At 67.5% G+C, this 24,654-nt stretch carries 26 protein-coding genes; 7 read left to right on the top strand and 19 right to left on the bottom strand.

Annotation, left to right across the window (positions count from 1 at the left end; all coding sequences use genetic code 11):
- From AC5P5R_RS01965 to AC5P5R_RS01935, 7 genes are all read right to left on the bottom strand, one after another.
- The gene (locus AC5P5R_RS01965) at positions 1 to 402 is read right to left on the bottom strand and encodes a hypothetical protein (RefSeq protein WP_044569619.1); all 402 of its coding nucleotides are present in this window, start codon (positions 400 to 402) and stop codon (positions 1 to 3) included.
- Positions 403 to 567: 165 nt separating this feature from the next.
- Positions 568 to 1,245, bottom strand: coding sequence for a Fe2+-dependent dioxygenase (locus AC5P5R_RS01960; protein ID WP_012479362.1), 678 nt, complete (start codon positions 1,243 to 1,245; stop codon positions 568 to 570).
- Between the two features lie 10 nt (positions 1,246 to 1,255).
- The gene (locus tag AC5P5R_RS01955; protein ID WP_012479363.1) at positions 1,256 to 1,975 is read right to left on the bottom strand and encodes a tetratricopeptide repeat protein; all 720 of its coding nucleotides are present in this window, start codon (positions 1,973 to 1,975) and stop codon (positions 1,256 to 1,258) included.
- A gap of 68 nt (positions 1,976 to 2,043) precedes the next feature.
- Positions 2,044 to 4,350 (bottom strand): TonB-dependent receptor, encoded by a 2,307-nt coding sequence (locus AC5P5R_RS01950; RefSeq protein ID WP_033835561.1) that lies wholly within the window; start codon positions 4,348 to 4,350, stop codon positions 2,044 to 2,046.
- 152 nt (positions 4,351 to 4,502) lie between these two features.
- Positions 4,503 to 4,907: a hypothetical protein gene (locus AC5P5R_RS01945; protein WP_005408427.1), complete on the bottom strand. Its 405-nt coding sequence runs from the start codon at positions 4,905 to 4,907 to the stop codon at positions 4,503 to 4,505.
- A 201-nt stretch (positions 4,908 to 5,108) separates the two neighbouring features.
- On the bottom strand, positions 5,109 to 5,441 hold the full coding sequence (locus AC5P5R_RS01940; RefSeq protein ID WP_012479365.1) for a non-heme iron oxygenase ferredoxin subunit: 333 nt from the start codon (positions 5,439 to 5,441) through the stop codon (positions 5,109 to 5,111).
- The gene (locus AC5P5R_RS01935) at positions 5,438 to 5,977 is read right to left on the bottom strand and encodes a GNAT family N-acetyltransferase (RefSeq protein ID WP_005408429.1); all 540 of its coding nucleotides are present in this window, start codon (positions 5,975 to 5,977) and stop codon (positions 5,438 to 5,440) included. The genes AC5P5R_RS01940 and AC5P5R_RS01935 overlap by 4 nt, the downstream gene beginning before the upstream one ends.
- 206 nt (positions 5,978 to 6,183) lie before the next feature.
- Here AC5P5R_RS01935 and AC5P5R_RS01930 point away from each other — a divergent pair, with 206 nt between their 5' ends.
- Positions 6,184 to 6,834 (top strand): transposase, encoded by a 651-nt coding sequence (locus AC5P5R_RS01930; RefSeq protein WP_099524193.1) that lies wholly within the window; start codon positions 6,184 to 6,186, stop codon positions 6,832 to 6,834.
- A gap of 141 nt (positions 6,835 to 6,975) precedes the next feature.
- Here the strand turns inward: AC5P5R_RS01930 and AC5P5R_RS01925 are convergent, their stop codons facing one another.
- Genes AC5P5R_RS01925 through AC5P5R_RS01900 form a run of 6 tightly spaced genes read right to left on the bottom strand, consistent with a single transcriptional unit; the run spans position 6,976 to position 12,607 of the window.
- The gene (locus AC5P5R_RS01925) at positions 6,976 to 8,232 is read right to left on the bottom strand and encodes a cysteine desulfurase (RefSeq protein ID WP_043034186.1); all 1,257 of its coding nucleotides are present in this window, start codon (positions 8,230 to 8,232) and stop codon (positions 6,976 to 6,978) included.
- Positions 8,229 to 9,491 carry a Fe-S cluster assembly protein SufD gene (gene sufD / locus AC5P5R_RS01920; RefSeq protein WP_043034185.1) on the bottom strand — a complete coding sequence of 421 codons (1,263 nt, stop codon included), beginning with the start codon at positions 9,489 to 9,491 and terminating at the stop codon, positions 8,229 to 8,231. The genes AC5P5R_RS01925 and sufD overlap by 4 nt, the downstream gene beginning before the upstream one ends.
- A complete protein-coding gene (gene sufC, locus AC5P5R_RS01915; protein WP_043034184.1) occupies positions 9,491 to 10,255 on the bottom strand; it encodes a Fe-S cluster assembly ATPase SufC in 765 nt (254 codons plus the stop codon). The genes sufD and sufC overlap by 1 nt, the downstream gene beginning before the upstream one ends.
- 2 nt (positions 10,256 to 10,257) lie before the next feature.
- Complete coding sequence (locus AC5P5R_RS01910; RefSeq protein WP_043034183.1) at positions 10,258 to 10,662, bottom strand: hypothetical protein; 405 nt, start codon at positions 10,660 to 10,662, stop codon at positions 10,258 to 10,260.
- Positions 10,659 to 12,134, bottom strand: a complete 1,476-nt coding sequence (gene sufB, locus AC5P5R_RS01905) for a Fe-S cluster assembly protein SufB (protein ID WP_005408435.1) — start codon at positions 12,132 to 12,134, stop codon at positions 10,659 to 10,661. Before sufB ends, AC5P5R_RS01910 begins: the two co-directional genes overlap by 4 nt.
- Positions 12,135 to 12,151: 17 nt before the next feature.
- Positions 12,152 to 12,607 carry an SUF system Fe-S cluster assembly regulator gene (locus tag AC5P5R_RS01900; protein WP_005408436.1) on the bottom strand — a complete coding sequence of 152 codons (456 nt, stop codon included), beginning with the start codon at positions 12,605 to 12,607 and terminating at the stop codon, positions 12,152 to 12,154.
- Positions 12,608 to 12,815: 208 nt separating this feature from the next.
- On the opposite strand from AC5P5R_RS01900, the gene AC5P5R_RS01895 reads away from it, so the two are divergent.
- A complete protein-coding gene (locus AC5P5R_RS01895; protein WP_012479369.1) occupies positions 12,816 to 13,283 on the top strand; it encodes an SET domain-containing protein in 468 nt (155 codons plus the stop codon).
- 162 nt (positions 13,284 to 13,445) lie between these two features.
- Positions 13,446 to 13,988, top strand: coding sequence for a type 1 glutamine amidotransferase domain-containing protein (locus AC5P5R_RS01890; protein ID WP_012479370.1), 543 nt, complete (start codon positions 13,446 to 13,448; stop codon positions 13,986 to 13,988).
- A 38-nt stretch (positions 13,989 to 14,026) separates the two neighbouring features.
- Here the strand turns inward: AC5P5R_RS01890 and AC5P5R_RS01885 are convergent, their stop codons facing one another.
- From AC5P5R_RS01885 to AC5P5R_RS01870, 4 genes are all read right to left on the bottom strand, one after another.
- Positions 14,027 to 14,623: a YceB family lipoprotein gene (locus AC5P5R_RS01885; RefSeq protein ID WP_005408439.1), complete on the bottom strand. Its 597-nt coding sequence runs from the start codon at positions 14,621 to 14,623 to the stop codon at positions 14,027 to 14,029.
- Between the two features lie 82 nt (positions 14,624 to 14,705).
- Entirely contained in the window at positions 14,706 to 15,236 is a 531-nt protein-coding gene (locus AC5P5R_RS01880) for a hypothetical protein (protein WP_043034182.1), read from the bottom strand.
- A gap of 51 nt (positions 15,237 to 15,287) precedes the next feature.
- Entirely contained in the window at positions 15,288 to 15,596 is a 309-nt protein-coding gene (locus AC5P5R_RS01875; RefSeq protein ID WP_005408441.1) for a DUF3861 family protein, read from the bottom strand.
- Positions 15,597 to 15,891: 295 nt separating this feature from the next.
- Positions 15,892 to 16,290, bottom strand: a complete 399-nt coding sequence (locus AC5P5R_RS01870) for an HU family DNA-binding protein (RefSeq protein WP_005408442.1) — start codon at positions 16,288 to 16,290, stop codon at positions 15,892 to 15,894.
- 372 nt (positions 16,291 to 16,662) lie between these two features.
- Between AC5P5R_RS01870 and AC5P5R_RS01865 the strand changes: the two genes are divergently transcribed.
- Positions 16,663 to 17,094 (top strand): OsmC family protein, encoded by a 432-nt coding sequence (locus tag AC5P5R_RS01865; protein WP_005408443.1) that lies wholly within the window; start codon positions 16,663 to 16,665, stop codon positions 17,092 to 17,094.
- Positions 17,095 to 17,252: 158 nt separating this feature from the next.
- On the opposite strand, the gene AC5P5R_RS01860 is transcribed toward AC5P5R_RS01865, so the two are convergent.
- Complete coding sequence (locus tag AC5P5R_RS01860) at positions 17,253 to 18,131, bottom strand: PhzF family phenazine biosynthesis protein (protein ID WP_043034181.1); 879 nt, start codon at positions 18,129 to 18,131, stop codon at positions 17,253 to 17,255.
- Between the two features lie 91 nt (positions 18,132 to 18,222).
- Positions 18,223 to 19,095 (bottom strand): PhzF family phenazine biosynthesis protein, encoded by an 873-nt coding sequence (locus AC5P5R_RS01855; protein ID WP_164281461.1) that lies wholly within the window; start codon positions 19,093 to 19,095, stop codon positions 18,223 to 18,225.
- A gap of 75 nt (positions 19,096 to 19,170) precedes the next feature.
- Between AC5P5R_RS01855 and AC5P5R_RS01850 the strand changes: the two genes are divergently transcribed.
- The 3 genes from AC5P5R_RS01850 (at position 19,171) to murD (ending at position 24,584) form a co-directional block, all read left to right on the top strand.
- Positions 19,171 to 21,765, top strand: a complete 2,595-nt coding sequence (locus tag AC5P5R_RS01850) for a bifunctional aspartate kinase/diaminopimelate decarboxylase (RefSeq protein ID WP_043034179.1) — start codon at positions 19,171 to 19,173, stop codon at positions 21,763 to 21,765.
- A 76-nt stretch (positions 21,766 to 21,841) separates the two neighbouring features.
- On the top strand, positions 21,842 to 23,194 hold the full coding sequence (gene murL / locus AC5P5R_RS01845; protein WP_043034178.1) for a UDP-N-acetyl-alpha-D-muramoyl-L-alanyl-L-glutamate epimerase: 1,353 nt from the start codon (positions 21,842 to 21,844) through the stop codon (positions 23,192 to 23,194).
- Complete coding sequence (gene murD, locus AC5P5R_RS01840; protein ID WP_043034177.1) at positions 23,175 to 24,584, top strand: UDP-N-acetylmuramoyl-L-alanine--D-glutamate ligase; 1,410 nt, start codon at positions 23,175 to 23,177, stop codon at positions 24,582 to 24,584. Before murL ends, murD begins: the two co-directional genes overlap by 20 nt.
- Positions 24,585 to 24,654 lie beyond the last annotated feature (70 nt).

Genomic DNA, 24,654 nt, shown 5'->3' with positions numbered 1-24,654 from the left:
TCAGGCGAGCGGCGGCGCCTGGCCGCGTTGCTGGCGGCGCCCGGGCGCATCGGCCCAGGGCGTGTCCGGAGCGGCCAGCGGCCAGTCCGGGCGCACGCCGGGCATGGCCGGCGTGGCGGGTATGAGTTCAAGCTCGGTGCGCAGCCATTGGCTGGCCAGCAGCAACGGCGGGCGTGCCTTCTCGGCTGATTTCACCGGAGCGGCAGCACAGCGGCGCAGCTTGGCCGGTGCCTCTTCCTGCAAGGCGCCTTCGCCGCCGCGCTCTTCCAGCGGCATCTGCACGGCCATTCCGGCCTGGCCGTGTGGCAGCAGCGGCAGGGTGCCCAGCAGCAAGGCCAGCATCGCCACCCACGCCAGCAGGCTGGCCAGCGCAGGACGCTGGCCGCGCATGGCGGTGCCCATCTTGCGATGGATGAGTGGACGAGGGCGAAGCGGGCGCAGCAAGCAGGGGGTCCCCAGGGGTCTGCCGGCAGCGGCCGGCATCAACGGGGCGTGATTGTAATGAGAGCTGTTAGCCGTTGCAAATGAGAATGATTGCCAAAATGTCGCGGGCCAGCCGGACGGGGCTCAGACCTCGCTCCAGCGCCGCAGCAGGTTGTGGTACACGCCGGTCAGCTGCAGCACCGCCTCGGCGTCGCCGCCGGTCTGCCGCAGGCGCTCGATCGAGCCGTCCATTTCCCATAGAAGGCGGCGCTGCACATCGTCGCGGACCATGCTCTGCACCCAGAAGAACGAGGCCACGCGCGCGCCGGCGGTGACGGGGCGCACCTGGTGCAGGCTGCTGGACGGGTACACGATCAGGTCGCCGGCCGGCAGCTTCACTTCGTGCTCGCCGTAGGTGTCGCTGATGATCAGTTCGCCGCCCTCGTACTCGTACGGCGCCGACAGGAACAGGGTGCAGGAAATGTCCGAACGCAGCTGTTCGCCGTTGGCCAGGTTCATCACCGCGCCATCAACATGGAAGCCATAGGTGCCGCCACCGCTGTAGCGGTTGAAGCGCGGCGGCAGGTATTTCAGCGGCAGCGCGGCGCTGAAGAACAGCGGGTGCCGGGCCAGCGCGACGAGGATGATCTCGCCCAGTTCGCGGCGCAGCGGTGAGCCCTCGGGCAGCTGCTGGTTGTGCTTGGCCTGCGCGCCCAGATGGCCGACGGTTTCGCGGCCATCGGTCCAGTCGGCGGCATCCAGTCGGCGGCGAAAGTCGGCCACCTGGTCGGCGCTGAGAATGTCGGGGATGTGCAGCAGCATGCGGGGCTCCTCAGAGGGACGGCGGCGCGACCAGGGCGCGCACTTGTGGATGCGGCGACGCGGCCAGTTCGGGCACGATGTGCGCCATGAACGCCGGGCTGCCGTGGGCCAGTGCGAGCCGCAACCAGTGCACGGCCTGCTCGACCTGTCCGGCCTGCAGCAGGATCGAGGCGTAGTTCGCCTGGCCGCGGAAATCACCGGCTTCGGCCGCGCGCTGGTACCAGGCCAGCGCTGCCTGCGGATCGGGTGCGGTATCCAGCCCGTCTTCGAGGTGGCGGGCCAGCAGGTTCATCGATTTGGCATGGCCCAGGTGTGCGGCACGGGTGTACAGGGTCAGTGCCTGTGCGCGGTCCTGGGTCACGCCGCGGCCGGTGGCCAGCAGGTTGGCCAGGTTGTACAGGCCCCAGTCCAGGCCGGTGTCGGCCGCGCGCCGGTACCACACCGCGGCCAGCACCGGGTCGGGTGCGGTGCCCTGGCCCAGTTCGTGGCAGCGGCCCAGCATGTTCATCGCCATCGGCGCGCCGTTGTTGGCGGCGGTCTCGTACCAGAGCCGTGCCGCCGAGGCGTCCTGTGCGGTGCCTTTGCCTTCCATGTGCATCTGCGCGAGCAGCAGTTGTGCCTCGACCTGTCCGGCCTGCGCGGCGTCGCGCACGCGTGCGAAGGCAGCCTGCGGATCGTGCTGCAGCAGCGCGGCAAGAGCGTCGCTGTCGATGGGGGTACGGGTTGCCATGGGGTGAGTATCGCCGGAAACAAAAACGGCGGCAGGAGAGCCTGCCGCCGTGGTGGAGCGCAGTTACATCAGAACTTCACGTTCAGTGCCAGGGTGGCCGAGCGACCCGGGGCGATGCTCGCGTAGTGCGAGGCATAGGCCTTGGTGAAGTAGGTCTTGTCGGTCAGGTTCTGCACGTTGAGCTGCAGGCTGATGTTGTCCTGGATCGCGTAGCTGGCCATCGCGTCGAAGCGGGTGTAGCTGGCAATCCACTTGGTGTTGGCGACGTCACCGTACTGCTTGTCCGAGTAGAACGCACCGGCGCCGATGGTCAGGCCGATCGGGAAGCGGTAGGTGGTCCACAGGTTGGCGCTGTGCTTGGCGGTGTTCGGGAACACGTTGCCGTTGTTCGGCGACGGCACGTAGACGTTGGACGGACAGGTGCGGCCCACCGGTGCGCCACAGACGAAACCGTTGTCCTTCAGTTCCGAGTCCAGGTAGGTGTAGCCGCCGTACAGGCTCCAGGCATCGGTCAGCTGGCCGGTGAAGCCCAGCTCGAAGCCGTTGATTTCCTTCTTGCCGGCGTTCTGGCTGGTGCCGTTGTCGATGGTCACGCGTGCGTTGTTCATCACGGTGTGGAAGATCGCGGCAGTCAGGTTCAGGCGCTTGTCGAACAGGTCCCACTTGGTGCCCAGCTCGAGGTTCCTGGTGTCCTGCGGCTTGAGGTCGGCCACGGCGGCGCTCAGGCCGTCCGAACCGTCGCCACCGTCCATGCCCGGCGGGGTCGAGGAGGTGCCCCAGGACAGGTAGATGCTGCCGTTGGCGGCCGGCTTGAACACCACGCCGGCCTGGTAGTTCAGGAAGTCGTTGCTGTTGCGCACGCGGGTCGGTGCCTTGCCGGCCACCGGAGTGGTCAGGGTGGTACGGAAGTCGTCGTAGCGCAGGCCGAGGTTGATCATCCACTGCTCATTGAGCTCGATGGTGTCGAACACGTAGGCCGAGGTGGTCTTGGTGCGCTGCTCGACGTCCAGTGCCTTGTCGCTGCGATAGACGATCTGACCGGCCGCCCACGGATCGTTCGGGTTCGGATTGTTGAAGTCGGTGCAGTTGTAGCCGGTGGCCGCGCCGGACACCTGGCAGCGAGTGCTGTTGGCGCTGTTTTCAAGGGGATTGGCGGTGCCCGGCGACATCAGGTAGCTGCCACGGGTCATCTTCTCGTCGCTGTACTCCACGCCCGCGCTGTAGCTGTGCTTGAGCGCGCCGGTCTGGAACGCACCGGTCAGGCCCAGCTGGTCGGCGAAGCTCTTGACGTCGACCGCACGGGTGTTGGTGCGACGCCACAAGGTGCCGTACAGGTTGGGGTTGCCCTTGCTGTCGTCCGGCTGGGTCCACAGGTAGTCGTTGCTGGTGTTGCCCAGGCGCGCGATGTTGCGCAGCTTGTGGCCACCGAAGTCGTAGCTGGCGTCCAGAGTGCTGATGTCGGCGCGGGTGCGCTGGAAATCACGGTCGACCAGGCCGTAGTAGTTGTTGCGGTCCGGCACCATCGGGCGGCCATCACCGTTCTTGGCCACGTTCGGGCCGCTGGAGAACGGATTGCTGTAGGGGAAGCCACCCGCGTCCGGCAGGTCATCGCTCTGCATGTGGTAGTGGCTGGCGATCAGCTGCGCCGGGCCGTTCAGGCCGAACGCGATCGACGGCGCGATGCCCCAGCGGCTGACGTTGGCGGCGTCGCGGCCGGCGATGTCCGATTCGTGCTTCATCAGGTTCAGGCGGGCGGCGATGCCATCGCCCAGCACGTAGTTGGCGTCCACCGTGCCGCGCGCGTAGCTGTCGGTGCCGATGCCCATGCTGGCGCTGGTCTCGTTCTTCAGCTTCGGCGTCTTGCTCACCAGGTTCAGGCTGCCACCACCGGAGTCACGGCCGCCGTAGGCCGAGCTCGGGCCCTTGACCACTTCCACCTGCTCCAGGTCGAAGATCTCGCGGGTCTGCGAGCCGACGTCGCGCAGTCCGTCGACGAACACGTTGCTCTGCGAATCGAAGCCACGGATGAAGGGGCGGTCACCGGTCGGATTGCCGCCTTCGCCGGCACCGAAGGTGATGCCCGGCACCATGCGCAGCGCATCCTGCAGGTTGGTCGCACCGGTTTCGGCGATCAGCTTCTCCGACACGATCGACACCGACTTCGGGGTGTCCAGCAGCTCGGCGGTGAACTTCGGCGAGGACGGGTTGAACCAGCTGCCGCGCACCTGCACCTTGTCCAGCTCGGTGGCGTTGCGGGAACCGGCGTCGGCGCCGTCGGCAGCCTGCGCAGCCAGCGGAGCAAAGCCCGCGGCCAGGGTGGCGGTGGCGAGCAGGGAAACGCGCGGGGCGTGCTTGCGGGACGTGATGTGGGTCATGGCGGTGGGTAGTGGCTTGGATCGGGAAAGGGCGAGCGCGAGCCGGCGCAGATGGGCATGCGGCGACAGGCGGGAGGTGGGTGCTGTAGAGCCGAGCCAGGCTCGGCTGGCGGGAAACGCAATCAGGCGCACGGCAACGGCCGCAGGGCGCCTCAGCTGGCGTGCGGTGCGGGCGGTGCGTGGCCGGGGTTCAACCGCAGCGCGGGATCATGCAACTGCCAGCGCAGGGCATCGGAGCGCCACAGCGGGATACGCGCGACCAGAGCGGCGCGTGCAGGGACCAGACCGGTGCAGGGCGAGGTGCCCTCGCCATCAAACGGAGGCTCCGGTGCTGGTGCGGCGTGCTGCGGGCATTCGTCGGCTGGCGGTTGCGGCAGCGGCATCGCCTGCAGCAGATCTTCAGCGTGTGCCTGCCAGCCGTGCGCAGCCGGATCGCCGCCACGCCCCTCGTGCAAGGCCGACCAGCCCAGCAGCAACGTCAGCAGCACGGCCACGAGCAGTGGCCACCCTTGGCGGGCGAGCTGGCACAGCGTGGCGGTGGGCGCGGGCGAAGCCATGGCGCAGGGGCGATGTCGTTACGAAGATGTTACGTAGAATAACATCAACGATAATGATTCGCATATGCGCAATCGGGTTGCCGATCTGGATGGCCTGGAAGGGCCTTGGAGGGCCCCTCAGTGCACTTCAGTGGATCCGCCCCATGGGTGGATGCTCTCCCGCGAGGCGCCCTCTGGGGGCTCTCCGGGCCGAGCGCCGCCTCAATCCCGGTCGTCGCGGGTCCAGACCGCGTCGTGCTCGCGCTTCACCGGAAACTTGGGCACCGGGGTATAGGCCGGGGCACACAGGGCGCGGCCGTCACGAACGTCGAAACGCGCGCCGTGCAGCACGCACTCCACGCTGCCTTCGGTCGTGTTGAACTCGCCCGAGGACAGTTCGAACTCTTCATGCGTGCACTGGTCTTCCAGTGCGTACAGCTCGCCGTCGAGGTTGAATACCACGATCGGCGTGCCGGTCACTTCGTCGAACACGCTCTTCATTTCACCCGGCAGCAGCTCGTTGCCGGCACAGACAAAGGTCCAGGCCTCGCTCACGCGGCGGCTCCGTTCAGCGGCTTTTCCAGGATCTCGAAGCGCAGGTCGTCGCGCTTGGGGATGCCGAAGCGTTCGTCGCCATACGGGAACGGCTTCTTGATGCCGGTACGGCTGTAGCCGCGGCGCTCGTAGAAGGCGATCAGCTCGTCGCGCACGTCGATGACGGTCATCTGCATCACCGGTACGTTCCATTCGCGCGCGGCGTGTGCTTCGGCGGCGTCCATCAGCTGCTTGCCGACGCCGCCGCCCTGCTGGGCCGGATCGACCGAGAACATGCCGAAGTAGCCCTTGCCGTCGACATCGGCGACGTGGGCGCAGGCCACCAGCTGGTCCCCGCGCTCGGCCAGCAGGATGGTCGAGCGCGGGCGGTCGAGGTCGGCCTGGATGCCTTCGGCGTCGATGCGGGCGCCATCCAGCAGGTCGGCTTCGGTGGTCCAGCCGACGCGGCTGGCGTCGCCACGGTAGGCCGAGGTGACGAGGGCGATCAGGGCGGGGATGTCGGCCGGCGTGGCGGCGCGGAAGGTCAGGGTGCTCATGGCCCCATTCTAGGTGGGGTGTGGGCGGGCGCAAATGGGGGAGGGGGCAGATCCCTTTCGCAACGCGGAAGGGATCTGACCCCGGCGTCTACTGACCCAACGGCAGGCCATGGACCGACTGGCACGGGCGCGGAATCGGCAGATGCTCGGGGTCGGATCCCTTTGCGCAGCGAAGGGCTCTGACCCCCTGTTACCAGGAGCTGCCCATGCCGAGGCCACGACGGGTCGATGCACCCGGATATCCGCAACATGTCGTCCAGCGCGGCAACAACCGCCAGCCCGTGTTCTTCACCGATGGCGACCACGTCGCCTACCTTCGCCTGCTGTGTCATCACGCGCACCAGCAGCATTGCCGGGTTCACGCCTATGTGTTGATGGGCAACCACATCCATCTTCTGGCAACGCCTGATGTCTGCGGCGGGCTGTCACGGATGATGCAGGCCGTGAGCCGGACCTACGTACGTCGGGTGAATGAACGGCAGGGCCGCACCGGCACGTTATGGGAAGGGCGCTTCCACTCCACGGTGGTGGATTCGGATCGCTATCTGCTGGCCTGCCAGCGCTACATAGAGCTCAACCCGGTTCGGGCGGGGAAGGTGGCGCATCCCGGCGACTATCGTTGGTCCAGCTATCGCGCCAATGCGCGTGGCAGGCCCAATGCGCTGCTCGAGCCGCATTCGGCATTCGAGCTGATGGGTTCTGATGCGGATGAACGGCGCAGGCGCTATGTGGAGTTCATCGAGGCGGGCATTCCGGCGGGGGATCTGCTGGCGATCCGGCGGGCATTGCAGTCGCAACGGCGGCTGTCGGGAATGCTGGTGGGGTCAGAGCCCTTTCGCATCGCGAAAGGGATCTGACCCCGGTGTGCTACGGGCGGTATGCCGGGTTCATCTGGTCGCGATCCGGCGGGCATTGCAGTCGCAACGGCGGCTGTCGGGAATGCTGATGGGGTCAGAGCCCTTTCGCATCGCGAAAGGGATCTGACCCGGTGTGCCGGCTCAGCCCAACAGCTTCCGTACCTTGGTCAGCGCGGTCATGAACCGCTCGATCTCGGCGTGCGTGTTGTAGAACGCCAGCGAGGCACGGCAGGTGGCCGCCACACCAAAGTACTGCAGCAGCGGGTGTGCGCAGTGCTGGCCGGAGCGCACCGCCACGCCTTCCAGGTCGAGCAGGGTTGCCAGGTCGTGGGCATGCGCGCCGTCGATCAGGAACGAGACCACGGCGGCCTTCTCCGGTGCTTCGCCGATGATGCGCAGACCGTCGACGCGGCGCAGCTCTTCGGTGAAATGCGCCAGCAGTTCAGCCTCGCGTGCCTCCACGTTCTCCTGGCCAAGCTGCTGCAGGTAGTCGGCGGCCACGCCCAGGCCGATGAAGCCGGCGATGTTCGGGGTGCCGGCTTCGAACTTGTGCGGGGCATCGTTGAACACGGTGCCGTCGAAGCTGACTTCCTTGATCATCTCGCCGCCGCCAAGGAACGGCGGCATCGCATCCAGGTGCTCGCGGCGCGCCCACAGCGCACCGGTGCCGGTCGGACCACACATTTTGTGGCCGGTGATGGCGTAGAAGTCACAGCCGATCGCGGCCACGTCGACCTTGCGGTGCGGCACGGCCTGCGAGCCATCAACCACGGTGATGATGCCGCGCTTGCGCGCTTCACGGCAGATCTCGCGCACCGGGTTGACCGTGCCCAGCACGTTGGACACGTGGGTGACCGCCAGCAGCTTGACATTCGGGGTCATTGCCGCGCGCAGCGCATCCAGATCGAGTGCGCCGTCAGGCGTGATCTCGGCCACGCGGATGGTGGCGCCGGTACGCTGTGCGACCAGCTGCCACGGCACGATGTTGGCGTGGTGTTCCATGCGCGTGATCAGGATCACGTCGCCGGCCTTCAATCGCGGCAGGGCCCACGAATACGCCACCAGGTTGATGGCGAAGGTAGTGCCGCTGCACAGCACCAGGTCGCTGGGGCGCACGTTGAGGAAGCGTGCCAGCTTGTTGCGCGCGCCTTCGTAGGCGTCGGTGGCTTCGCTGCCCAGTGCATGCACCGCGCGGCTGACGTTGGCGTTGTAACGGCGGTAGAACTCGTCCACCGCGCCGATCACCTGCACCGGCTTCTGGCCGGTGTTGGCATTGTCGAAATAGACCAGCGGCTTGCCGTGCACTTCACGCATCAGCAGCGGGAAGTCGAGGCGGACGCGATCCCAATCGGGCGCGCCGGTGCGTTCTTCGATCGGGCGCGGGGTGGACAGGTTCATGCCACACCCGCTTCGGCCAGGGCCTTGTCCAAACGGCGTGCCAGCTGCTCGCGCAGGGCTTCCGGCAGGATCTTCAGCGGCTCGTGGCAGAACGCGGCGCTCAGCAGTGCCTGCGCCTGTGCCTGCGGCAGGCCGCGCGAGCGCAGGTAGAACAGCGCGTTGGCATCGAGCTGGCCGACGGTGGCGCCATGCGCGGCCTTCACTTCATCGGCGTCGATGACCAGCGTCGGCTGGGTATCGATCTCGGCGTCGGCCGACAGCAGCAGGTTCTTGTTGGACAGGTTCGCATCGGTGCCGTCGGCGCCTTCGCGGATCTGGATGCCACCATGGAACACCACGCGGCTGCGGTTGGCGGCAACGCCACGCCACAGCAGCTCGCAACTCGTATCGCGCGCGATGTGGTCGATGCCCAGGCGGGTCTCGACGTGGCGTCGGCCATTGCCGAGCAGTACGCCGTTGGCGGTCAGCTGGGCGTTGTCGCCTTCCAGGCGCACGTTCAGTTCGTGGCGGCTGAGTGCTGCGCCCAGTTCCAGGTCGACGCGGTGGTACTGCGCGTCGCGGGCCAGCACCGCGTCGGTACGCAGGAAGCTGGTCTGGCGCGCGCTGCCGGCCTGCACGCGGGCGTGCTTGAGCACGGCATCGCGGGCGACATGGGCGTGCAGCACGGTGTTGTCCAGGTGCGCCGAATCGCCGACGCTGAGGCGGTGCTCGACCACGCCCAGGCTGGCGCCGGCACGCAGTTCGATCAGGTGGCGGTGGTGCCAGGCCAGGTCGGTATCGCCGGCGACGCTGGCGAACACCAGCTGCAGCGGCGCTTCGACCTGCACGCCTTCGTCCACGCGCAGCACCACGCCTTCATCGGCCAGCGCGGCATTCAGGCGAGCGAAGATCTCTTCGCTGCGCTCGTAGCGGCGCCCAAGGAAACGCACGGCGTCTTCGCCGGAGGCCAGTGCGGCCGACAGCGGCTGCAGCTGCACGCCGTCCGGCAGGACCTGCACGTCGCTCAGCGCGGCATCCAGGCGGCCGTTGACGAACACCAGGCGCGGTGCCGGGATGTCCTCCAGCAGCGCGGCGTCCAGCGCCGGGCCCTGCAGCGGTGCAGCCGCGAACGCACGGCGTTCCAGCTGGCGCAGCGAGGTGTACTTCCAGGCTTCGTTGCGCGCGGCCGGCAGGCCGTCACGCAGGGCCGCGTCCAGCACTTCGCGGCGCGCGTCGCTGCCGCAGAAGGCCTGGGCCATGGAGTCGAGCAGGGCGCTCATCAGACCGCCGCCTCGCGCACCACGCGATCCTTGAGGAAATCGTAGCCGTGCGCTTCCAGTTCCAGCGCCAGTTCCGGGCCACCGGTCTTGACGATGCGGCCATCGGCCAGCACGTGCACCACGTCCGGCTTGATGTAGTCCAGCAGGCGCTGGTAGTGGGTGATGACCAGGAACGAACGGTCGGCGGCACGCAGCGCGTTGACGCCGTCGGCCACGCTCTTCAGCGCGTCGATGTCCAGGCCCGAATCGGTTTCGTCCAGGATCGCCAGCTTCGGCTCGAGCACGGCCAGCTGGAAGATCTCGTTGCGCTTCTTTTCGCCACCGGAGAAGCCTTCGTTGACGCCACGGTGCAGCAGCTCGTCCTTCAGGTGCAGCACGGCCAGCTTCTGGCGCACCAGCTTGAGGAACTGCATGGAGTCCAGTTCGTCCTCGCCACGCGCCTTGCGCTGCGCGTTCAGCGCGGCGCGCAGGAAGTAGGTGTTGTTCACACCCGGGATTTCCACCGGGTACTGGAACGCCAGGAACAGGCCGGCGGCGGCGCGGGCTTCCGGGTCCTGGTCGAGCAGGTCGCTGCCGTCGAACTGCACGCTGCCTTCGGTCACTTCATAGCCGTCACGGCCGGCCAGGACATTGCCCAGGGTGGACTTGCCGGCGCCGTTGGGGCCCATGATGGCGTGCACCTGGCCGGGCTTAACATCCAGCGACAGGCCCTTGAGGATTTCCTTGTCGCCGATGCGGGCGTGGAGGTTTTCGATCTTCAGCATGGTCATGGCTTGGTAGGTTTCGGGGCTGCGGGGTCGATGCGGACGATCTGCACCGTGCCGTTGCCGGGCTGCCCAGGTTGAGCGGGGAGGGCGGAGAAAACCACGATGATCTCTTCACCGGGTTCTTGCAGGCAGGAGACTGCGAGGGAGGCCTGTCGGATGGATTCGGCAGCGGCGCGATCCAGCTCACGGTTGCCCGAGCTCAGGCGAGCCCGGATCGCGCCGAAGCTGCCGTCCTGCTGCGTTGTCAGCACTATCGAAAATTCTTTCGGCGCGGAGATGACCGTGCTGGCGGGCAATTTGACCGGGGTGGCACCCACCAGGTCTTCGGGGGTGCAGGACGCGTTGGCGAAGGCCCAGGGCGAAAGGCCCAGCAGCAACAGTGCGGGCAAAGACGTACGCATCATCCGACGCTTCCTTCCAGCGAGACTTCCAGCAGCTTCTTGGCCTCCACCGCGAACTCCATCGGCAGTTCGCGGAACACCTGCTTGCAGAAGCCGTCGACGATCATCGACACCGCGTCTTCCTGGCTGATGCCACGGGCGCGGCAGTAGAACAGCTGGTCGTCGGAAATCTTCGAGGTGGTGGCCTCGTGTTCGACGGTGGCGCCCGGGTTCTTCACCTCGATGTAGGGGAAGGTGTGCGCGCCGCACTGCTTGCCGATCAGCAGCGAATCGCACTGGGTGTAGTTGCGCGCGCCATCGGCGTTGCGGTCCACCCGCACCAGGCCGCGGTAGGTGTTCTGGCCACGGCCGGCACTGATGCCCTTGCTGACGATCTTGCTCTTGGTGCGCTTGCCGACGTGGATCATCTTGGTGCCGGTGTCGGCCTGCTGGCGGTGATGGGTCAGCGCCACGGAGTGGAACTCACCGACCGAGTCGTCGCCGAGCAGCACGCAGGACGGGTACTTCCAGGTGATCGCCGAACCGGTTTCGACCTGGGTCCAGGTGACCTTGCTGCGCGCGCCACGGCATTCGGCACGCTTGGTGACGAAGTTGTAGATGCCGCCGACGCCGTTCTCGTCGCCCGGGTACCAGTTCTGCACGGTGGAGTACTTGATCTCCGCGTCTTCCAGCGCGACCAGCTCGACCACCGCCGCGTGCAGCTGGTTCTCGTCGCGCATCGGCGCGGTGCAGCCTTCCAGGTAGGACACGTAGGCCTTGTCCTCGCACACGATCAGGGTGCGCTCGAACTGGCCGGTGTGGCCGGCATTGATGCGGAAGTAGGTGCTCAGTTCCATCGGGCAACGCACGCCCTTGGGAATGAACACGAAGCTGCCGTCGGAGAACACCGCCGAATTGAGCGCGGCGAAGTAGTTGTCGCCTACCGGGACCACGGTGCCCAGGTACTGGCGGACCAGTTCCGGATGTTCCTTGATGGCCTCGGACATCGAGCAGAAGATGATGCCCTTCTCGGCCAGTTCCTTGCGGAACGTGGTACCGACGGACACCGAGTCGAACACCGCGTCCACCGCCACGCCTGCCAGCTTGGCACGCTCGTGCAGCGGCACGCCCAGCTTGTCGTAGGTGTCGAGCAGTTCCTTTGGCACGTCATCCAGCGAGGCGTACTTCGGGCCCTTGGGCGCGGAGTAGTAGCTGAGCGCCTGCAGGTCGATCGGCGCGATCTCCAGCTTGGCCCAGTCCGGCATCGGCATGGTCAGGAAGTGGCGGTAGGCGTCCAGGCGCCACTGCGTCATCCACTCCGGCTCGTCCTTCTTGGCCGACAGGGCACGGATGGTGTCCTCGTCCAGGCCCGGCGGCAGGGAGTCCGATTCGATCTCGGTGATGAAGCCGGCCGAATACTTGCGACCGAGCTGCTCGTGGATCTCGCGGTTGGGGGTGTCGTCGTGGGCGACGTTTTCGATGGTTTCGGTGGCCATGGGGGGCTGCCTGTGGATCAGGAGACGACGTCGACAGCGATGGTGCGGCGCTGTTCGTCATCGGCAAGGGGAAGAGGGGGCAGGATCTGGGCGAGGGTGACATCGCGCAGGGCCTCGGAGACCACGTCGTTGATCAGCCGCCAGCTGCTGCGCGCGCCGCACTTGGGCGCCATGCCGCACTGGTGGTGGTCGTGGCTGCATTCGGTCAGGGCCAATGGCCCTTCCATCGCTTCGACCACTTCGAACAGCGAGATCTCGATGGCCGGGCGGGTCAGGCGGTAGCCGCCACGGACACCGCGCAGGCCTTCGACCAGGCCGGCCTGCGCCAGCGGCTTGAGCACCTTGCTGACGGTGGGCGGCTCCAGGCCGGTGAATTCGGCCAGCTCAGTGGCACTGAGCACCTCGCCCGGACGGGCGGCAAGCACGGTCAGCACCACGGTGGCGTAATCGGTGAGCTTGGTGACACGCAACATGGGAATGCGAGCGGTTCTTAAAGCGGACTGAAATTGTACGCTTTTATTCGCCGGCATCCAACCCGGGCATTCAGCCGGCGCTGGGACGGACCGGGACGACGCACCGGGGCCACCGCCGGGGCGCCATGCTGCGCCAACGGGGTGATTTTCGCAATCACCCGGAATGGGCGAGAATCCCGGTTCCATCCGCTGCAAACAGCCCGTGCCGATGCCGAAGAAGATCCAAGCCCGCAAGTCCGCCATCCATGGCAACGGCGTGTTCGCCGTGGCCCCGATCAAGCAGGGCGAGCGCGTGATCCAGTACAAGGGCCTGCTGCGCAGCCACGGCGACGTTGATGCCGATGATAGCGGCGACGTTGAAAGCGGCCATACCTTCCTGTTCACCCTCAACGATGACTGGGTGATCGATGCCAACTACAAGGGCAACGATGCGCGCTGGATCAACCACAGCTGCGACCCGAACTGCGAGGCGGTGATCGAGGAAGACGAGGACGGTGACAGCCGTGGCGACAAGGTGTTCATCGAGGCGCTGCGTGACATCAAGGCCGGCGAAGAGCTGACCTACAACTACGGCATCACCCTGGCCGAGCGTCACACCGCCAAGCTGAAGAAGATCTGGGAGTGCCGCTGCGGCTCGCCCAAGTGCACCGGCACCATGCTGCAGCCCAAGCGCTGACCGGTACCGGGTAGTGCCGGCCGCTGGCCGGCAAGGCGCAATCCAGGTGCCGGCCAGCGGCCGGCACCACCCGGAGGCTCTCCACCTGCCGTGCACGGCAGGGTCACCGCCGTGCAAGGGCCGTTCTTCCATTCTGTCGGCACCCCCAACCGGAGTGCACCCATGGCAGAACGATTGAAGGGCAAGCAGATTGCCATCCTTGCCACCCACGGCTTTGAACAGTCCGAACTGACCGAACCCAAGCGTCTGCTGGAAGCCGAAGGCGCGCGCGTCAGCGTCGTGTCGCCTGCAAAGGAGGCGACGATCAAGGGCTGGAAAGAGAAGGACTGGGGCGACGCCGTTGCAGTGGATATTCCGCTGGATGAGGCCGATCCGGCCAGCTTCGATGCCCTGGTGCTGCCGGGAGGGGTCATCAATCCGGACACGCTGCGTATCGACGAGGCTGTACTCGGCTTCGTCCGCGCAGTAGACGAAGCCGGCAAGCCTGTGGCGGCGATCTGCCATGGCCCGTGGCTGCTGATCAACAGTGGCCTCGCCGATGGCCGCGAGCTGACGTCCTGGCCGTCCCTGCAGCAGGATCTGACCAATGCGGGGGCGAACTGGCGCGATGCCGAGGTCGTGGTCGACGGCAACGTGATCACCAGCCGCAAGCCGGACGACATCCCAGCCTTCAGTGAGGCGGTGGTCAAGGCACTCGCCGCCTGATGCGCTGCCGGTAGTGCCGGCCGCTGGCCGGCACCACCTTACTTGCCCAGCACGCCTGCCGGCACCAGGTTGCCCAGGTTCTGGTTGAAGGTGACCACCAGCTTGCCGTTCTTCACCTGTGCCGATTGCACCTGCAGCGCGCCAAGCACGCCGGCCACGGCCGGGTCCAGCTTGTAGATCGGCTCCCGCTGGGCGTAGTCGCTCAGCCAGGCGTTTAGCAGGCCACGGGTACGGGAGTCGAGACGACCGCCCTGGTTGGCCGGTGTGAAGTCATCCACGCTCGGCTGCTGCAGGTGGAATCCCTGGGTCTGCGCGTCGTAGCGCAGGCCGCTGCTGAGCTTCACCGTACCCAGTTTGGCCGGATTGCCACCGGCAGTGGCCAGTGCCACGTCCATGCCAAGGTTCAAGCGCTCGCCGGCCGGGAGGCTCAGCTGGGGGTGGCTCATGGTGAGGGCGATCAGTCCGCCCAACGCGTCCTGGGTGCGCGGGAAGCTGCCATCGAGATACTGCTGCACATCGCTGGCGCCGACCGACAGTTCGCGGCCGGAAATGGATGGGGCGGCCTGCGCGCCGATCGCGGCGGCGATCAGCACGGTGGAGGCGGCGAGGCGGGTCATCAGGGAACGCAGGCGCATGGCGGTGACCGCTGGACTGGGAAAGGATGGAGGAAAGAGTAGCCGGGGCGGCTGAATCGCGCGTGCATGCCGCTGCAATGGTTCAGTCCAGCGTTGGCCGCAGTTGCGCCGACTGGATCTGCCAGCCGCGGCCATCAGCACTGGGCTGCACGCGGTACCAGCCGCCGAAGCGGAAGGTGCCTTGCGTGGTGACCGCGCGGATCCGCACCGGCACCTCCAGCAGCTTGGGAGGATGCTGGCCGTCGCGTGCCACCGGGGGCTCGCTGTCCAGCCGCAGCGTACGCACGCCCTGCAGCTGGCGTATGGCAGCGTCATCTGCGCGGTGCGGGTCGGCCGGTGGAATCGCCCATGCCGCATCGCTGGCGCTGCGGTTGCGGTTGAGCAGCGCGATCACGTAGCGGTTGAGCATCACCGATGGTGGTTGGGCGTCGGCAGCGACCGCAGCGAACAGCGGATCGATCGCCGGTGTCTGCAGGGACGCCGCTTCGGTGCTGGTAATGCCCTGCGTTCCGGCGCTGGCGACAGCCGGCGCTGGCGCAACATCAGGCGCTGCCGCAGGCTTGGAGCAGCCGAGCAGCGCCAGGGGCACGATCAGGAAAAGCGTCCTGCGCATGCCTCCTCCCCGAGGCGATGTGGGGGAGACAGTGTATCGGCTGCGCGGGAATCAGCGGGAGGAGGGCAACTGCTCCAGCGCATCCAGTGCCGGCAGCACCTGCCCGGCGATGGCGGCCAACGCATGTCCATCGGTCTCTGCGTGGCGCTGCACGATGTCGCGCAGCAGCTGGGTGGCGATCACCAGGGTCGCGCGTTCATCACCGCTGATGCCAGCGGTGCGTGGCGCCGCTTCCAGCAGGCGCATCAGGTCGCGGCTGGCGCGATGCTCCAGTTCGATGGTGCAGCGCCCGGTGCACTGCAACCCGTCCTTTTCGATGGGGGTCACCGAGATCCGGTAGCGGGTGGAGGGGCTGGCCATGAGGGGATGCTCGCCGTTGCTGTGGAGGATGCGCCCACCTTAGGCAAGGCCGTGCCCGGCGGCGATGGCCGGGGCTGCACGCAGTGTTCCACCCGGTACGTTCCAGGGCCTGCCCAGGCCGCGCCTGGCTAATGGCGACGGGCTTGAACGGGGATTTTCCAGTATGCGGCAACGCTGTGTTGCGGATGCCCCGGGGCGGCGCATCCACGCGTGGCGTGGACCTGCTGCCGGGAACGTGCAAAAGAAAACGGGACGGCCAGAGCCGTCCCGTCGGAATCCGCGTTGGGGCGCGCGCTTACAGCGCGGCGTCCTTCAGCTTCTTCAGCGGACGCACCTTCAGCTTGGTGGTGGCCGGCTTGGCAGCGAACCACTGCTCTTCCTTGGTGAACGGGTTGATGCCCTTGCGCTTCGGCTTGGCCGGCACATTGACGGTGGTGATCTTCAGCAGGCCCGGCAGGGTGAAGGAGCCAGCGCCCTTCTTGTGCACCGAGGAGGCAACGGCGCTTTCCAGCGAGGCCAGCACAGCGCGGACGTCCTTGGCGACGACGCCGGAGGCTTCAGCGATGTGTGCAACCAGGCCGGACTTGGTCAGCACTTCCTTGATCGGCTTCGGAGCGGCCGGCTTGGCGGCTGCCTTCGTCGCGACTTTCTTCACTGCCTTCTTCGGGGCAGCCTTCTTAGCGGTCTTTGCCATGGTTTCCTGTTCCGTGAACGGTTGGTTGTTTGGTCGGCGCCGAACCCCGTCGGCAAGCGCAATGTAGGGCAACTCTTGGGCGCCGCCAATAGCCCGAAGCGCGGAAAGTGCATGTTTTTTCATATCCAGGCCGATTCAGTACATGGCGCGCCGTGGGGGACGGGGGTGTGGCAACGCGCGCTACGGCCCACGCCCGCCCATCGGCGGAATGCGCGAAACCACTGAAAACAAGAGAAAAATGCGTTTCCGGCTGGTGAGAAAGTGTCCACGCGCCGGGTTCGGAAGGCGACCTGCGGCGTGCGGCGGAGCGACGCAGGGCTAACGCCTCCCGTGCGAGGGTGACCGTTCATCACCGTCACGCAGGAGCAGCACATGGGAATCTCGCGACACGCCACCGCGCACTGGGAAGGCGATCTGAAGTCGGGCAAGGGGCAGCTGAGCACGCCGCAGAGCGGGCTGCTGGACAAGACACGCTACGGCTTCAACAGCCGTTTCGGCGACGAAAAGGGCACCAATCCGGAAGAGCTCATCGCTGCTGCGCACGCCGGTTGCTTCACCATGGCGCTGTCGGCCAAGCTCGGCGAAGCCGGCTTTACCCCGACCTCGCTGGATACCGAAGCCAAGGTAGATCTGTCATTGGAGGGCGGCCCGCAGCTGTCGCAGATCCGGCTGAAGGTGAAGGCAGTGGTGCCGGGTATCGACGCGACGCAGTTCCGTGCGATTGCCGATGACGCCAAGCAGAACTGCCCGGTGTCCAAGGCGCTGAGCGCGGTGCCGATCAGCCTGGAAGCCGAGCTGGGCTGAGGGTAGTGCCGGCCGCTGGCCGGCAACCGCATGATCTCGAGGTCCAGGTAACAGCCGGCCAGCGTTATGGCGGCCTTCCTGGCCGCCACCCTCCGGGCCGTCGCGTCCGACGTTGGCAGCGGCTCCTGCCGCTGCCTTCGGCTCCACCTCGATGGTGTTTACCAATCGATGGTGCCGCTGATCACCGTCTGCACCTGCCCGCCAGACCAGACCTCGCCGTCCTGGTCGACCAGCAGGGTCAGGCGCGCGTCATGGCCGACTTCGCGGCCCTGGCTGACTTCAAACGGCGTCCGTCCACGCGGCAGCGCGTCACGCAGGTCCAGCCACGCGGCCAGCACCGCATTGGCCGCACCCGAGGCGGCGTCCTCGAAGCGGCGTCCATTGCCGACGAAGGCACGTACGGCCAGGTCGAAACCCTCGCTGCCATCGCTGAAGGCATAGGCGAACACGCCCATGCTGTCGGTGGATTCAGCCAGTGCGGCCACTGCATCCCAGTCTGGCTGCAGCACGCGCAATGCGGCCTCGTCGGCCACCTGCACCACCCACCAGCTGCGGCCGCCCTGCATGCGTGCCGGCGGCAGTGTGCCCAGCGGCCAGTCCTTCAGCGCGGCCTGCAGGCGCGGATCGGTGGCCTCAGCGGTTTCGGCCAGCTGCGCGCGCGGGGTGCGGATGGCGATGCGCTGCTGCGTACCCTCACCGCTGACGCGCAGCGGCAGCGCGCCGGCAATGCCGTCCTGCACCAGCACGCCGTCGACCGCTGCGGCCAGGCCCGCCTGCAGCACCGCGTGCGCGGTACCGACGCTGGGATGGCCCGCGAACGGTACTTCCTTCTGCGGGCTGAACATGCGCAATCGATAGCTGGCGCCCGGCACCTGCGGCGGGAACACGAAGGTGGTTTCGGGCAGGCGCGTCCAGCGCGCGATGGCCTGCATGCTGGCGTCGTCCAGGCCCTCGGCATCGAGTACCACGGCCAGCGGATTGCCAGCGCCGGCGCGCGGGGAGAACACGTCCAGCTGCAGGAAACGGCGGGTGGTCATAGGGGGCAAACTCCGTAAAACGAGAGGGGATACGGTAGCGCCGGGCCATGCCCGGCGACCGTGCGCGGCATTCGCCGTGCGTGGCCCGGTGCTACCAATGGATGCTGCCGTCGATCACGCACTGCACCTGGCCGCCGATCCACACCGTGCCCTGCGCATCAACCTCGACCTGTACGCGACCATCGCGGCCGACTTCGCGGCCCTGGCTGGCGACGTAGCGGCCCTCGCGGCCGGGCAGGGCATTGCGCTGGCGCAGCCAGACACCGATCAGCGCATTGGCGCTGCCGGTCACTGGATCCTCGGGCACGGCGGCTGCATCAGCGGGGCAGAAGGCGCGCACCACCCGGGTGTGGTCGTCGCCGGCCTCGTCGGTGAACACGGCCACACCGGTCGCGTCGGTGGCGAGGCTCCAGTCGGCCAGCGTGGCCATGTCCGGCACCAGGTTGCGTACGGCGGCGGCGTCGCGCAGCGGCAACAGCCACCAGCGTGCGCCGTTGTCCCACAGTTCGGGCACGTGCCCGCTGTCGGCCAGCGCCAGCAGCGCTTCGGGCGCTCCGTCGGCCGCTGTGTCCAGTTGCCGCGCCGGTGGGCTGGCCAGCTGGATCTGCAGTGCCTCGACCGGGCCGCTCACCCGTACCGGCAGCAACCCCGCCGCACATTGCTGCAGCAGGGCACCGTCGTGCGGTTGCGCCAGGCCGCAGGTCACCGCCGCCCAGGCGGCGCCGACGCTGGGGTGGCCGGCGAAGGCCAGCTCGCGGGTCGGGGTGAAGATGCGGATGTGGTAGTCGGCGCCCGGCGTGCTGGGGCGCAGGAAGAACACCGTCTCGGACAGGTTCAGCCAGGCGGCCAGGGCCTGCATCTGGCTGCTGGGGAGCCCGTCGGCGTCCAGGATGACGCCCAACGGGTTGCCGGTGCCGGGGCGGGGGGCGAAGACATCGAGCTGCAGGTAACGGAGGACGGCCATCTACGGGGATATTGCGCTTAGAATCAAAGGTTCCGCCCCCGAGGGCGGCTTCCCCACATTCTACATAGCCAATCCATGTCAGCTTCCCCCCTTGTCGATCGTTGGATCGTACTGAAGTTCGGCGGCACCTCGGTGTCGCGTCGTCACCGCTGGGACACGATCGGGAAGCTGGCGAAAAAACGCGCGGAAGAGACCGGCTCGCGCGTGCTGGTGGTGGTGTCGGCGCTGTCCGGGGTCACCAACGAACTGACCGCGATCGCCGATGGCGCGCCCGACAGCCGGGACCGCGTGGCGGCGCTGGTCGAACGCCACGAGGCCTTCCTGGTTGAACTCGGCCTGGGCCGCGAGGTGCTGACCGATCGCCTCGCCGCGCTGCAGGGCCTGCTCGACGACGTGCGTGCAGCCACCCGTCCGCTCGACTGGCAGGCCGAAGTGCTGGGCCAGGGCGAGCTGCTGTCCTCCACTCTGGGTGCGGCCTACCTGCGCGCGTCGGGCCTGGACATGGGCTGGATGGATGCCCGCCAGTGGCTGGACGCGATGCCGCCGCAGCCGAACCAGAGCGACTGGTCGCAGCGCCTGTCGGTGAACTGCCAGTGGCGTGCCGACGCGGAATGGATGCAGCGCTTCCGCGCGCAGCCGACCCGCCTGCTGATCACCCAGGGCTTCATCTCGCGGCATGCCGATGGCGGTACCGCCATCCTCGGCCGCGGCGGCTCGGATACCTCGGCGGCGTACTTCGGCGCGTTGCTGGGTGCCAGCCGCGTGGAGATCTGGACCGATGTGCCGGGCATGTTCAGCGCCAATCCGAAGGATGTGCCGGACGCGCGCCTGCTGACCCGCCTGGACTATTACGAGGCGCAGGAAATCGCCACCACCGGCGCCAAGGTGCTGCACCCGCGCTCGATCAAGCCGTGCCGCGATGCCGGCGTACCGATGGCCATCCTCGATACCGAGCGCCCGGAACTGCCCGGCACCAGCATCGACGGCAGCGCCGCGCCGGTACCAGGGGTGAAGGCGATCAGCCGCCGCAACGGCATCGTGCTGGTGTCGATGGAAGGCATCGGCATGTGGCAGCAGGTCGGCTTCCTGGCCGATGTGTTCAATCTGTTCAAGAAGCACGGCCTGTCGGTGGACCTGATCGGTTCGGCCGAAACCAACGTCACCGTGTCGCTGGATCCGTCCGAGAACCTGGTCAACACCGATGTGCTGGCCGCGCTGTCGGCCGACCTGTCGCAGATCTGCAAGGTGAAGGTGATCGTGCCGTGTGCGGCGATCACTCTGGTTGGCCGTGGCATGCGTTCGCTGCTGCACAAGCTGTCGGACGTGTGGGCGACCTTCGGCCGCGAGCGCGTGCACATGATCTCGCAGTCGTCCAATGACCTGAACCTGACCTTCGTCATCGACGAGGCCGATGCCGATGGCCTGCTGCCGGTGCTGCACGCCGAGCTGATCGACAGCGGCGCGATGCCGGTGGAAGAGACCGAAGTGTTCGGCCCGCGCTGGCGCGAGATCGCCGGCACCGTGCGCCCGCGTGGCACGCCGTGGTGGCGCGGCCAGCGTGCGCACCTGCTGCAGCTGGCCGATGCCGGTACGCCGCGCTACGTCTACCATCTGCCGACCGTGCGCGCCCGCGCCCGCGCGCTGGCCGCGATCAAGCCGATCGACCAGCGCTACTACGCGATCAAGGCCAACAGCCACCCGGCCATCCTGCAGCTGCTGGAAGCCGAAGGCTTCGGCCTGGAGTGCGTGTCGCATGGCGAACTGAAGCACGTGTTCCAGCACCTGCCGGAACTGTCGCCCAAGCGCGTGCTGTTCACTCCCAGCTTCTGCCCGCGCAGCGAGTACGAAGCCGCATTCGCGCTGGGCGTGACCGTGACGGTCGACAACGTCGAGGCACTGCAGCGCTGGCCGGACCTGTTCCGCAACCGCGAGCTGTGGCTGCGCGTTGACCTGGGCCGTGGCGAGGGCCACCACGCCAAGGTCCGTACCGGTGGCAAGGAGTCCAAGTTCGGCCTGCCGATCGCCCGTGTCGATGAGTTCGTGCGCGCAGCCACTGATCTGGGCAGCCGCGTGGTCGGCCTGCACGCGCACCTGGGCAGCGGCGTGGAGACCGCGCAGCACTGGCGCCTGATGTGCGATGAGCTGGCCGGTTTCGCCCGCCGCATCGGCAGCGTGCAGACCATCGACATCGGCGGCGGCCTGCCGATTCCGTATTCCGCCGAGGACGAGCCGTTCGATCTGGATGCCTGGGCCGAGGGCCTGGCTGAGGTCAAGGCGCTGCATCCGGCGTTCCGCCTGGCGATCGAGCCGGGCCGCTACCTGGTGGCCGAATCCGGCGTGCTGCTGACCCACGCCACCCAGGTGGTGGAAAAGGACGGCGTGCGCCGCGTCGGCTTGGATGCCGGCATGAATGCATTGATGCGCCCGGCCCTGTACGACGCCTGGCACGACATCGAGAACCTCAGCCGCCAGGGTGGGTATGCCGAGGCGGCGTTCGATGTGGTCGGCCCGATCTGCGAGTCCAGCGACGTGTTCGGCAAGCGCCGCAAGCTGCCGGTGTCGACCGCGCCGGACGACGTGATGCTGATCGCCGATGCCGGCGCCTACGGCTATTCGATGGCCAACACCTACAACCAGCGGATGCTGCCGCGCGAAGACGTGATCGAATGATCGCCGCGCGCGCCCTGCACCCGCCCACCGACACGCCGCGCGCCATCGCGCGGGCCCGTGCCTGACCGGATACACCATGACTGCTTTCGACAAACACCAGGTTTCCCGCTTCCGCTTCGTCCGCTGCGAATTCGCCGCGGAGACCGGCGTGGCCAGGCTGGTCTATGCCTTTGATGACGGCCCGGAGATGGTGGAGACCATCACCGTGCCGGGCGCCCCGTTCGTGCTGGACGAGGCGCGTGCCGCCGCCGTGCAGCGTGCGCTGCAGCTGCTGCACCTGATCGCCGGTGTCAGCTACTACAAGGCGGGCGTGCCGGAGACGGTCAGCATCGACAGCTACAGCATCGATGCCGATACCGCCGCACTGGTGGAGACCATTTACCTCAACGGCCTGGGCGAATTCGCCTACCGCAATGGCCTGAACCTGCGCGGCCGCTTCCGGTTGCCGGTGCAGGGCGAGGCCGTGCAGGCGCCGTCGCTGGGCCTGCAGCCGCACGCGCTGGTGGCCATCGGCGGCGGCAAGGATTCGCTGGTCAGCATCGAAGCGCTGCGCCGTGCCGGCGTGGACGAAACCGTGACCTGGATCGGTGGCTCGCAGCTGATCCGTGCGTGCGCCGAGCGCACCGGCCTGCCGACATTGAACCTGGGCCGCACGCTGGCACCTGAACTGTTCGAGTTGAATCGCCAGGGCGCATGGAACGGCCATATCCCGGTGACGGTGGTGAACTCGGCGATCATGGTGCTGGCCGCGTTGCTGCACGGCGTGGACCAGGTGGTGTTCTCCAACGAGCGCTCGGCCAGCTACGGCAGCCAGATTCCGGGCACCGGCGAAGTGAATCATCAGTGGTCCAAGGGCTGGGCCTGCGAGCAGGCGTTCGGCAGCCATGTGCAGAAGTACGTGGCGGCGGACCTGCAGTACTACTCGCTGCTGCGCCCGATGTCCGAGCTGGCGGTGGCCCGCCAGTTCGCCAAGAGTGACTTCTACGACGCGCATTTCTCCAGCTGCAACCGCAACTTCCACATCCTCGGCGAGCGCCCGGTGAACCGCTGGTGCGGCGTCTGCCCGAAGTGCCACTTCGTGTTCCTGGCGCTGGCCCCGTTCATGCCCAAGACGCGCCTGGTGCGTATCTTCGGCCGCAACCTGCTGGACGATGCCGAGCAGGCCGGTGGCTTCGATGCGCTGCTGGAATTCCAGGACCACAAGCCGTTCGAGTGCGTGGGCGAAGGCCGCGAATCGCGTGCGGCGATGGCGACCCTGGCGCAACGCCCGGAGTGGAAGGAAGACGTGCTGGTGAAGCGCTTCTGCAACGAGATCCAGCCGCAGCTGGATGCCGCCGAACTGGAACTGGCACCGCTGCTGCAGCTGCAGGGCGAGCACCGCGTTCCGGCTGCGCTGTGGGAACGGGTGCGTGAAGATTTCGAAGCTTGAAGGAAAGCGCGTTGCGCTGTGGGGCTGGGGCCGTGAGGGCCGCGCCGCGTTTGCGGTGCTGCGTGAGCGCCTGCCCACGCTGCCGCTGAGCCTGTTCTGCCCGGCGGCTGAAGTCGAGGCCGCGCGTGCGGAAACGCAGGGCGTGCTGGACGTGCGTGGCGAGCCTTCTGCTGAAGCGCTGGCCGCGTTTGACGTGGTGATCAAGTCTCCCGGCATCAGCCCTTACCAGCCAATCGCGTTGGCGGCGGAAGGGCAGGGCACCCGCTTCATTGGTGGCACCGCGCTGTGGTTCGCCGAACACGCGGCCGACGATGGCATCGTGCACGACACCGTGTGCGTGACCGGTACCAAGGGCAAGAGCACCACCACCGCGCTGGTTGCGCACCTGCTGCGTGCCGCCGGCCATCGCACCGGCCTGGTGGGCAACATCGGCCTGCCGCTGCTGGAAGTGCTGGATCCGCAGCCCGCGCCCGAGTACTGGGCGGTGGAACTGTCCAGCTACCAGACCGGCGAAGTGGCACGCAGTGGCGCCCGCCCGCAGGTGGCGGTGGTGCTGAACCTGTTCCCGGAGCATCTGGACTGGCACGGCAGCGAACAGCGTTACATCGAAGACAAGCTGCGGCTGGTGACTGAAGCCGCACCGCGCATCGCCGTGCTCAATGCCGCCGATCCGCACCTGGCCGCGCTGTCGCTGCCCGACAGCGAGGTGGTCTGGTTCAACCAGCCGCAGGGCTGGCACATGCGCGGTGACATCGTGCATCGCGGCGAACAGCCGGTGTTCGATACCCGCAACACGCCGCTGCCGGGCCGCCACAACCGCGGCAACCTGTGCGCGGTGCTGGCCGCGCTGGAAGCGCTGGGGCTGGATGCCGTGGCGCTGGCGCCGGCGGTGCAGGACTTCCGTCCGCTGCCCAACCGCCTGCAGCGCATCGGCGTGGCCGATGGCCTGACCTACGTCAACGATTCGATCAGCACCACGCCGCATGCCAGCCTGGCTGCGCTGGAGTGCTTCGCCGGCCAGCGCATTGCGCTGCTGGTGGGCGGGCACGACCGTGGCCTGGACTGGACCGATTTCATGCAGCACATGGCGCACGACGTGCCGCCGGTGGAGATCGTGACCATGGGCAGCAACGGCCCGCGCATCCACGCCATGCTGCAGCCGCTGGCCGATGCCGGTCGCTTCGGTCTGCATGCGGCCGGTGACCTGCCCGAAGCGATGGCGTTGGCACGCGCCGCGCTGGGTGCGCAGGGCGGGGTGGTGCTGCTGTCCCCGGGTGCGCCGAGCTTTGGTGCGTACCGCGATTACGTGGCGCGTGGCCGTCATTTCGCCGAGCTGGCCGGATTCGACCCGGACAGCATCAGCGCGATTCCGGGGTTGGGCATCGCCTGAGGGGTCGGATCCCTTTCCGCAGGAAAGGGCTCTGACCCCAACGGGATTCTGGCCGGCAACCCTCCGGAGA

Source organism: Stenotrophomonas sp. YJH_SMC_19 (assembly GCF_059367915.1).
The sequence above is the reverse complement of the archived record's forward strand: the minus strand, read 5'-3'. Positions and strand labels throughout refer to the sequence as shown.

Bases quoted from the DNA above. Each gene is read 5' to 3' on its own strand.
- AC5P5R_RS01965 (WP_044569619.1), bottom strand. From the start codon at position 402: ATGGGCACCGCCATGCGCGGCCAGCGTCCTGCGCTGGCCAGCCTGCTG.
- AC5P5R_RS01960 (WP_012479362.1), bottom strand. From the start codon at position 1,245: ATGCTGCTGCACATCCCCGACATTCTCAGCGCCGACCAGGTGGCCGAC.
- AC5P5R_RS01955 (WP_012479363.1), bottom strand. From the start codon at position 1,975: ATGGCAACCCGTACCCCCATCGACAGCGACGCTCTTGCCGCGCTGCTG.
- AC5P5R_RS01950 (WP_033835561.1), bottom strand. From the start codon at position 4,350: ATGACCCACATCACGTCCCGCAAGCACGCCCCGCGCGTTTCCCTGCTC.
- AC5P5R_RS01945 (WP_005408427.1), bottom strand. From the start codon at position 4,907: ATGGCTTCGCCCGCGCCCACCGCCACGCTGTGCCAGCTCGCCCGCCAA.
- AC5P5R_RS01935 (WP_005408429.1), bottom strand. From the start codon at position 5,977: ATGAGCACCCTGACCTTCCGCGCCGCCACGCCGGCCGACATCCCCGCC.
- AC5P5R_RS01930 (WP_099524193.1), top strand. From the start codon at position 6,184: ATGCCGAGGCCACGACGGGTCGATGCACCCGGATATCCGCAACATGTC.
- AC5P5R_RS01925 (WP_043034186.1), bottom strand. From the start codon at position 8,232: ATGAACCTGTCCACCCCGCGCCCGATCGAAGAACGCACCGGCGCGCCC.
- sufD (WP_043034185.1), bottom strand. From the start codon at position 9,491: ATGAGCGCCCTGCTCGACTCCATGGCCCAGGCCTTCTGCGGCAGCGAC.
- sufC (WP_043034184.1), bottom strand. From the start codon at position 10,255: ATGCTGAAGATCGAAAACCTCCACGCCCGCATCGGCGACAAGGAAATC.
- AC5P5R_RS01910 (WP_043034183.1), bottom strand. From the start codon at position 10,662: ATGATGCGTACGTCTTTGCCCGCACTGTTGCTGCTGGGCCTTTCGCCC.
- sufB (WP_005408435.1), bottom strand. From the start codon at position 12,134: ATGGCCACCGAAACCATCGAAAACGTCGCCCACGACGACACCCCCAAC.
- AC5P5R_RS01900 (WP_005408436.1), bottom strand. From the start codon at position 12,607: ATGTTGCGTGTCACCAAGCTCACCGATTACGCCACCGTGGTGCTGACC.
- AC5P5R_RS01895 (WP_012479369.1), top strand. From the start codon at position 12,816: ATGCCGAAGAAGATCCAAGCCCGCAAGTCCGCCATCCATGGCAACGGC.
- AC5P5R_RS01890 (WP_012479370.1), top strand. From the start codon at position 13,446: ATGGCAGAACGATTGAAGGGCAAGCAGATTGCCATCCTTGCCACCCAC.
- AC5P5R_RS01885 (WP_005408439.1), bottom strand. From the start codon at position 14,623: ATGCGCCTGCGTTCCCTGATGACCCGCCTCGCCGCCTCCACCGTGCTG.
- AC5P5R_RS01880 (WP_043034182.1), bottom strand. From the start codon at position 15,236: ATGCGCAGGACGCTTTTCCTGATCGTGCCCCTGGCGCTGCTCGGCTGC.
- AC5P5R_RS01875 (WP_005408441.1), bottom strand. From the start codon at position 15,596: ATGGCCAGCCCCTCCACCCGCTACCGGATCTCGGTGACCCCCATCGAA.
- AC5P5R_RS01870 (WP_005408442.1), bottom strand. From the start codon at position 16,290: ATGGCAAAGACCGCTAAGAAGGCTGCCCCGAAGAAGGCAGTGAAGAAA.
- AC5P5R_RS01865 (WP_005408443.1), top strand. From the start codon at position 16,663: ATGGGAATCTCGCGACACGCCACCGCGCACTGGGAAGGCGATCTGAAG.
- AC5P5R_RS01860 (WP_043034181.1), bottom strand. From the start codon at position 18,131: ATGACCACCCGCCGTTTCCTGCAGCTGGACGTGTTCTCCCCGCGCGCC.
- AC5P5R_RS01855 (WP_164281461.1), bottom strand. From the start codon at position 19,095: ATGGCCGTCCTCCGTTACCTGCAGCTCGATGTCTTCGCCCCCCGCCCC.
- AC5P5R_RS01850 (WP_043034179.1), top strand. From the start codon at position 19,171: ATGTCAGCTTCCCCCCTTGTCGATCGTTGGATCGTACTGAAGTTCGGC.
- murL (WP_043034178.1), top strand. From the start codon at position 21,842: ATGACTGCTTTCGACAAACACCAGGTTTCCCGCTTCCGCTTCGTCCGC.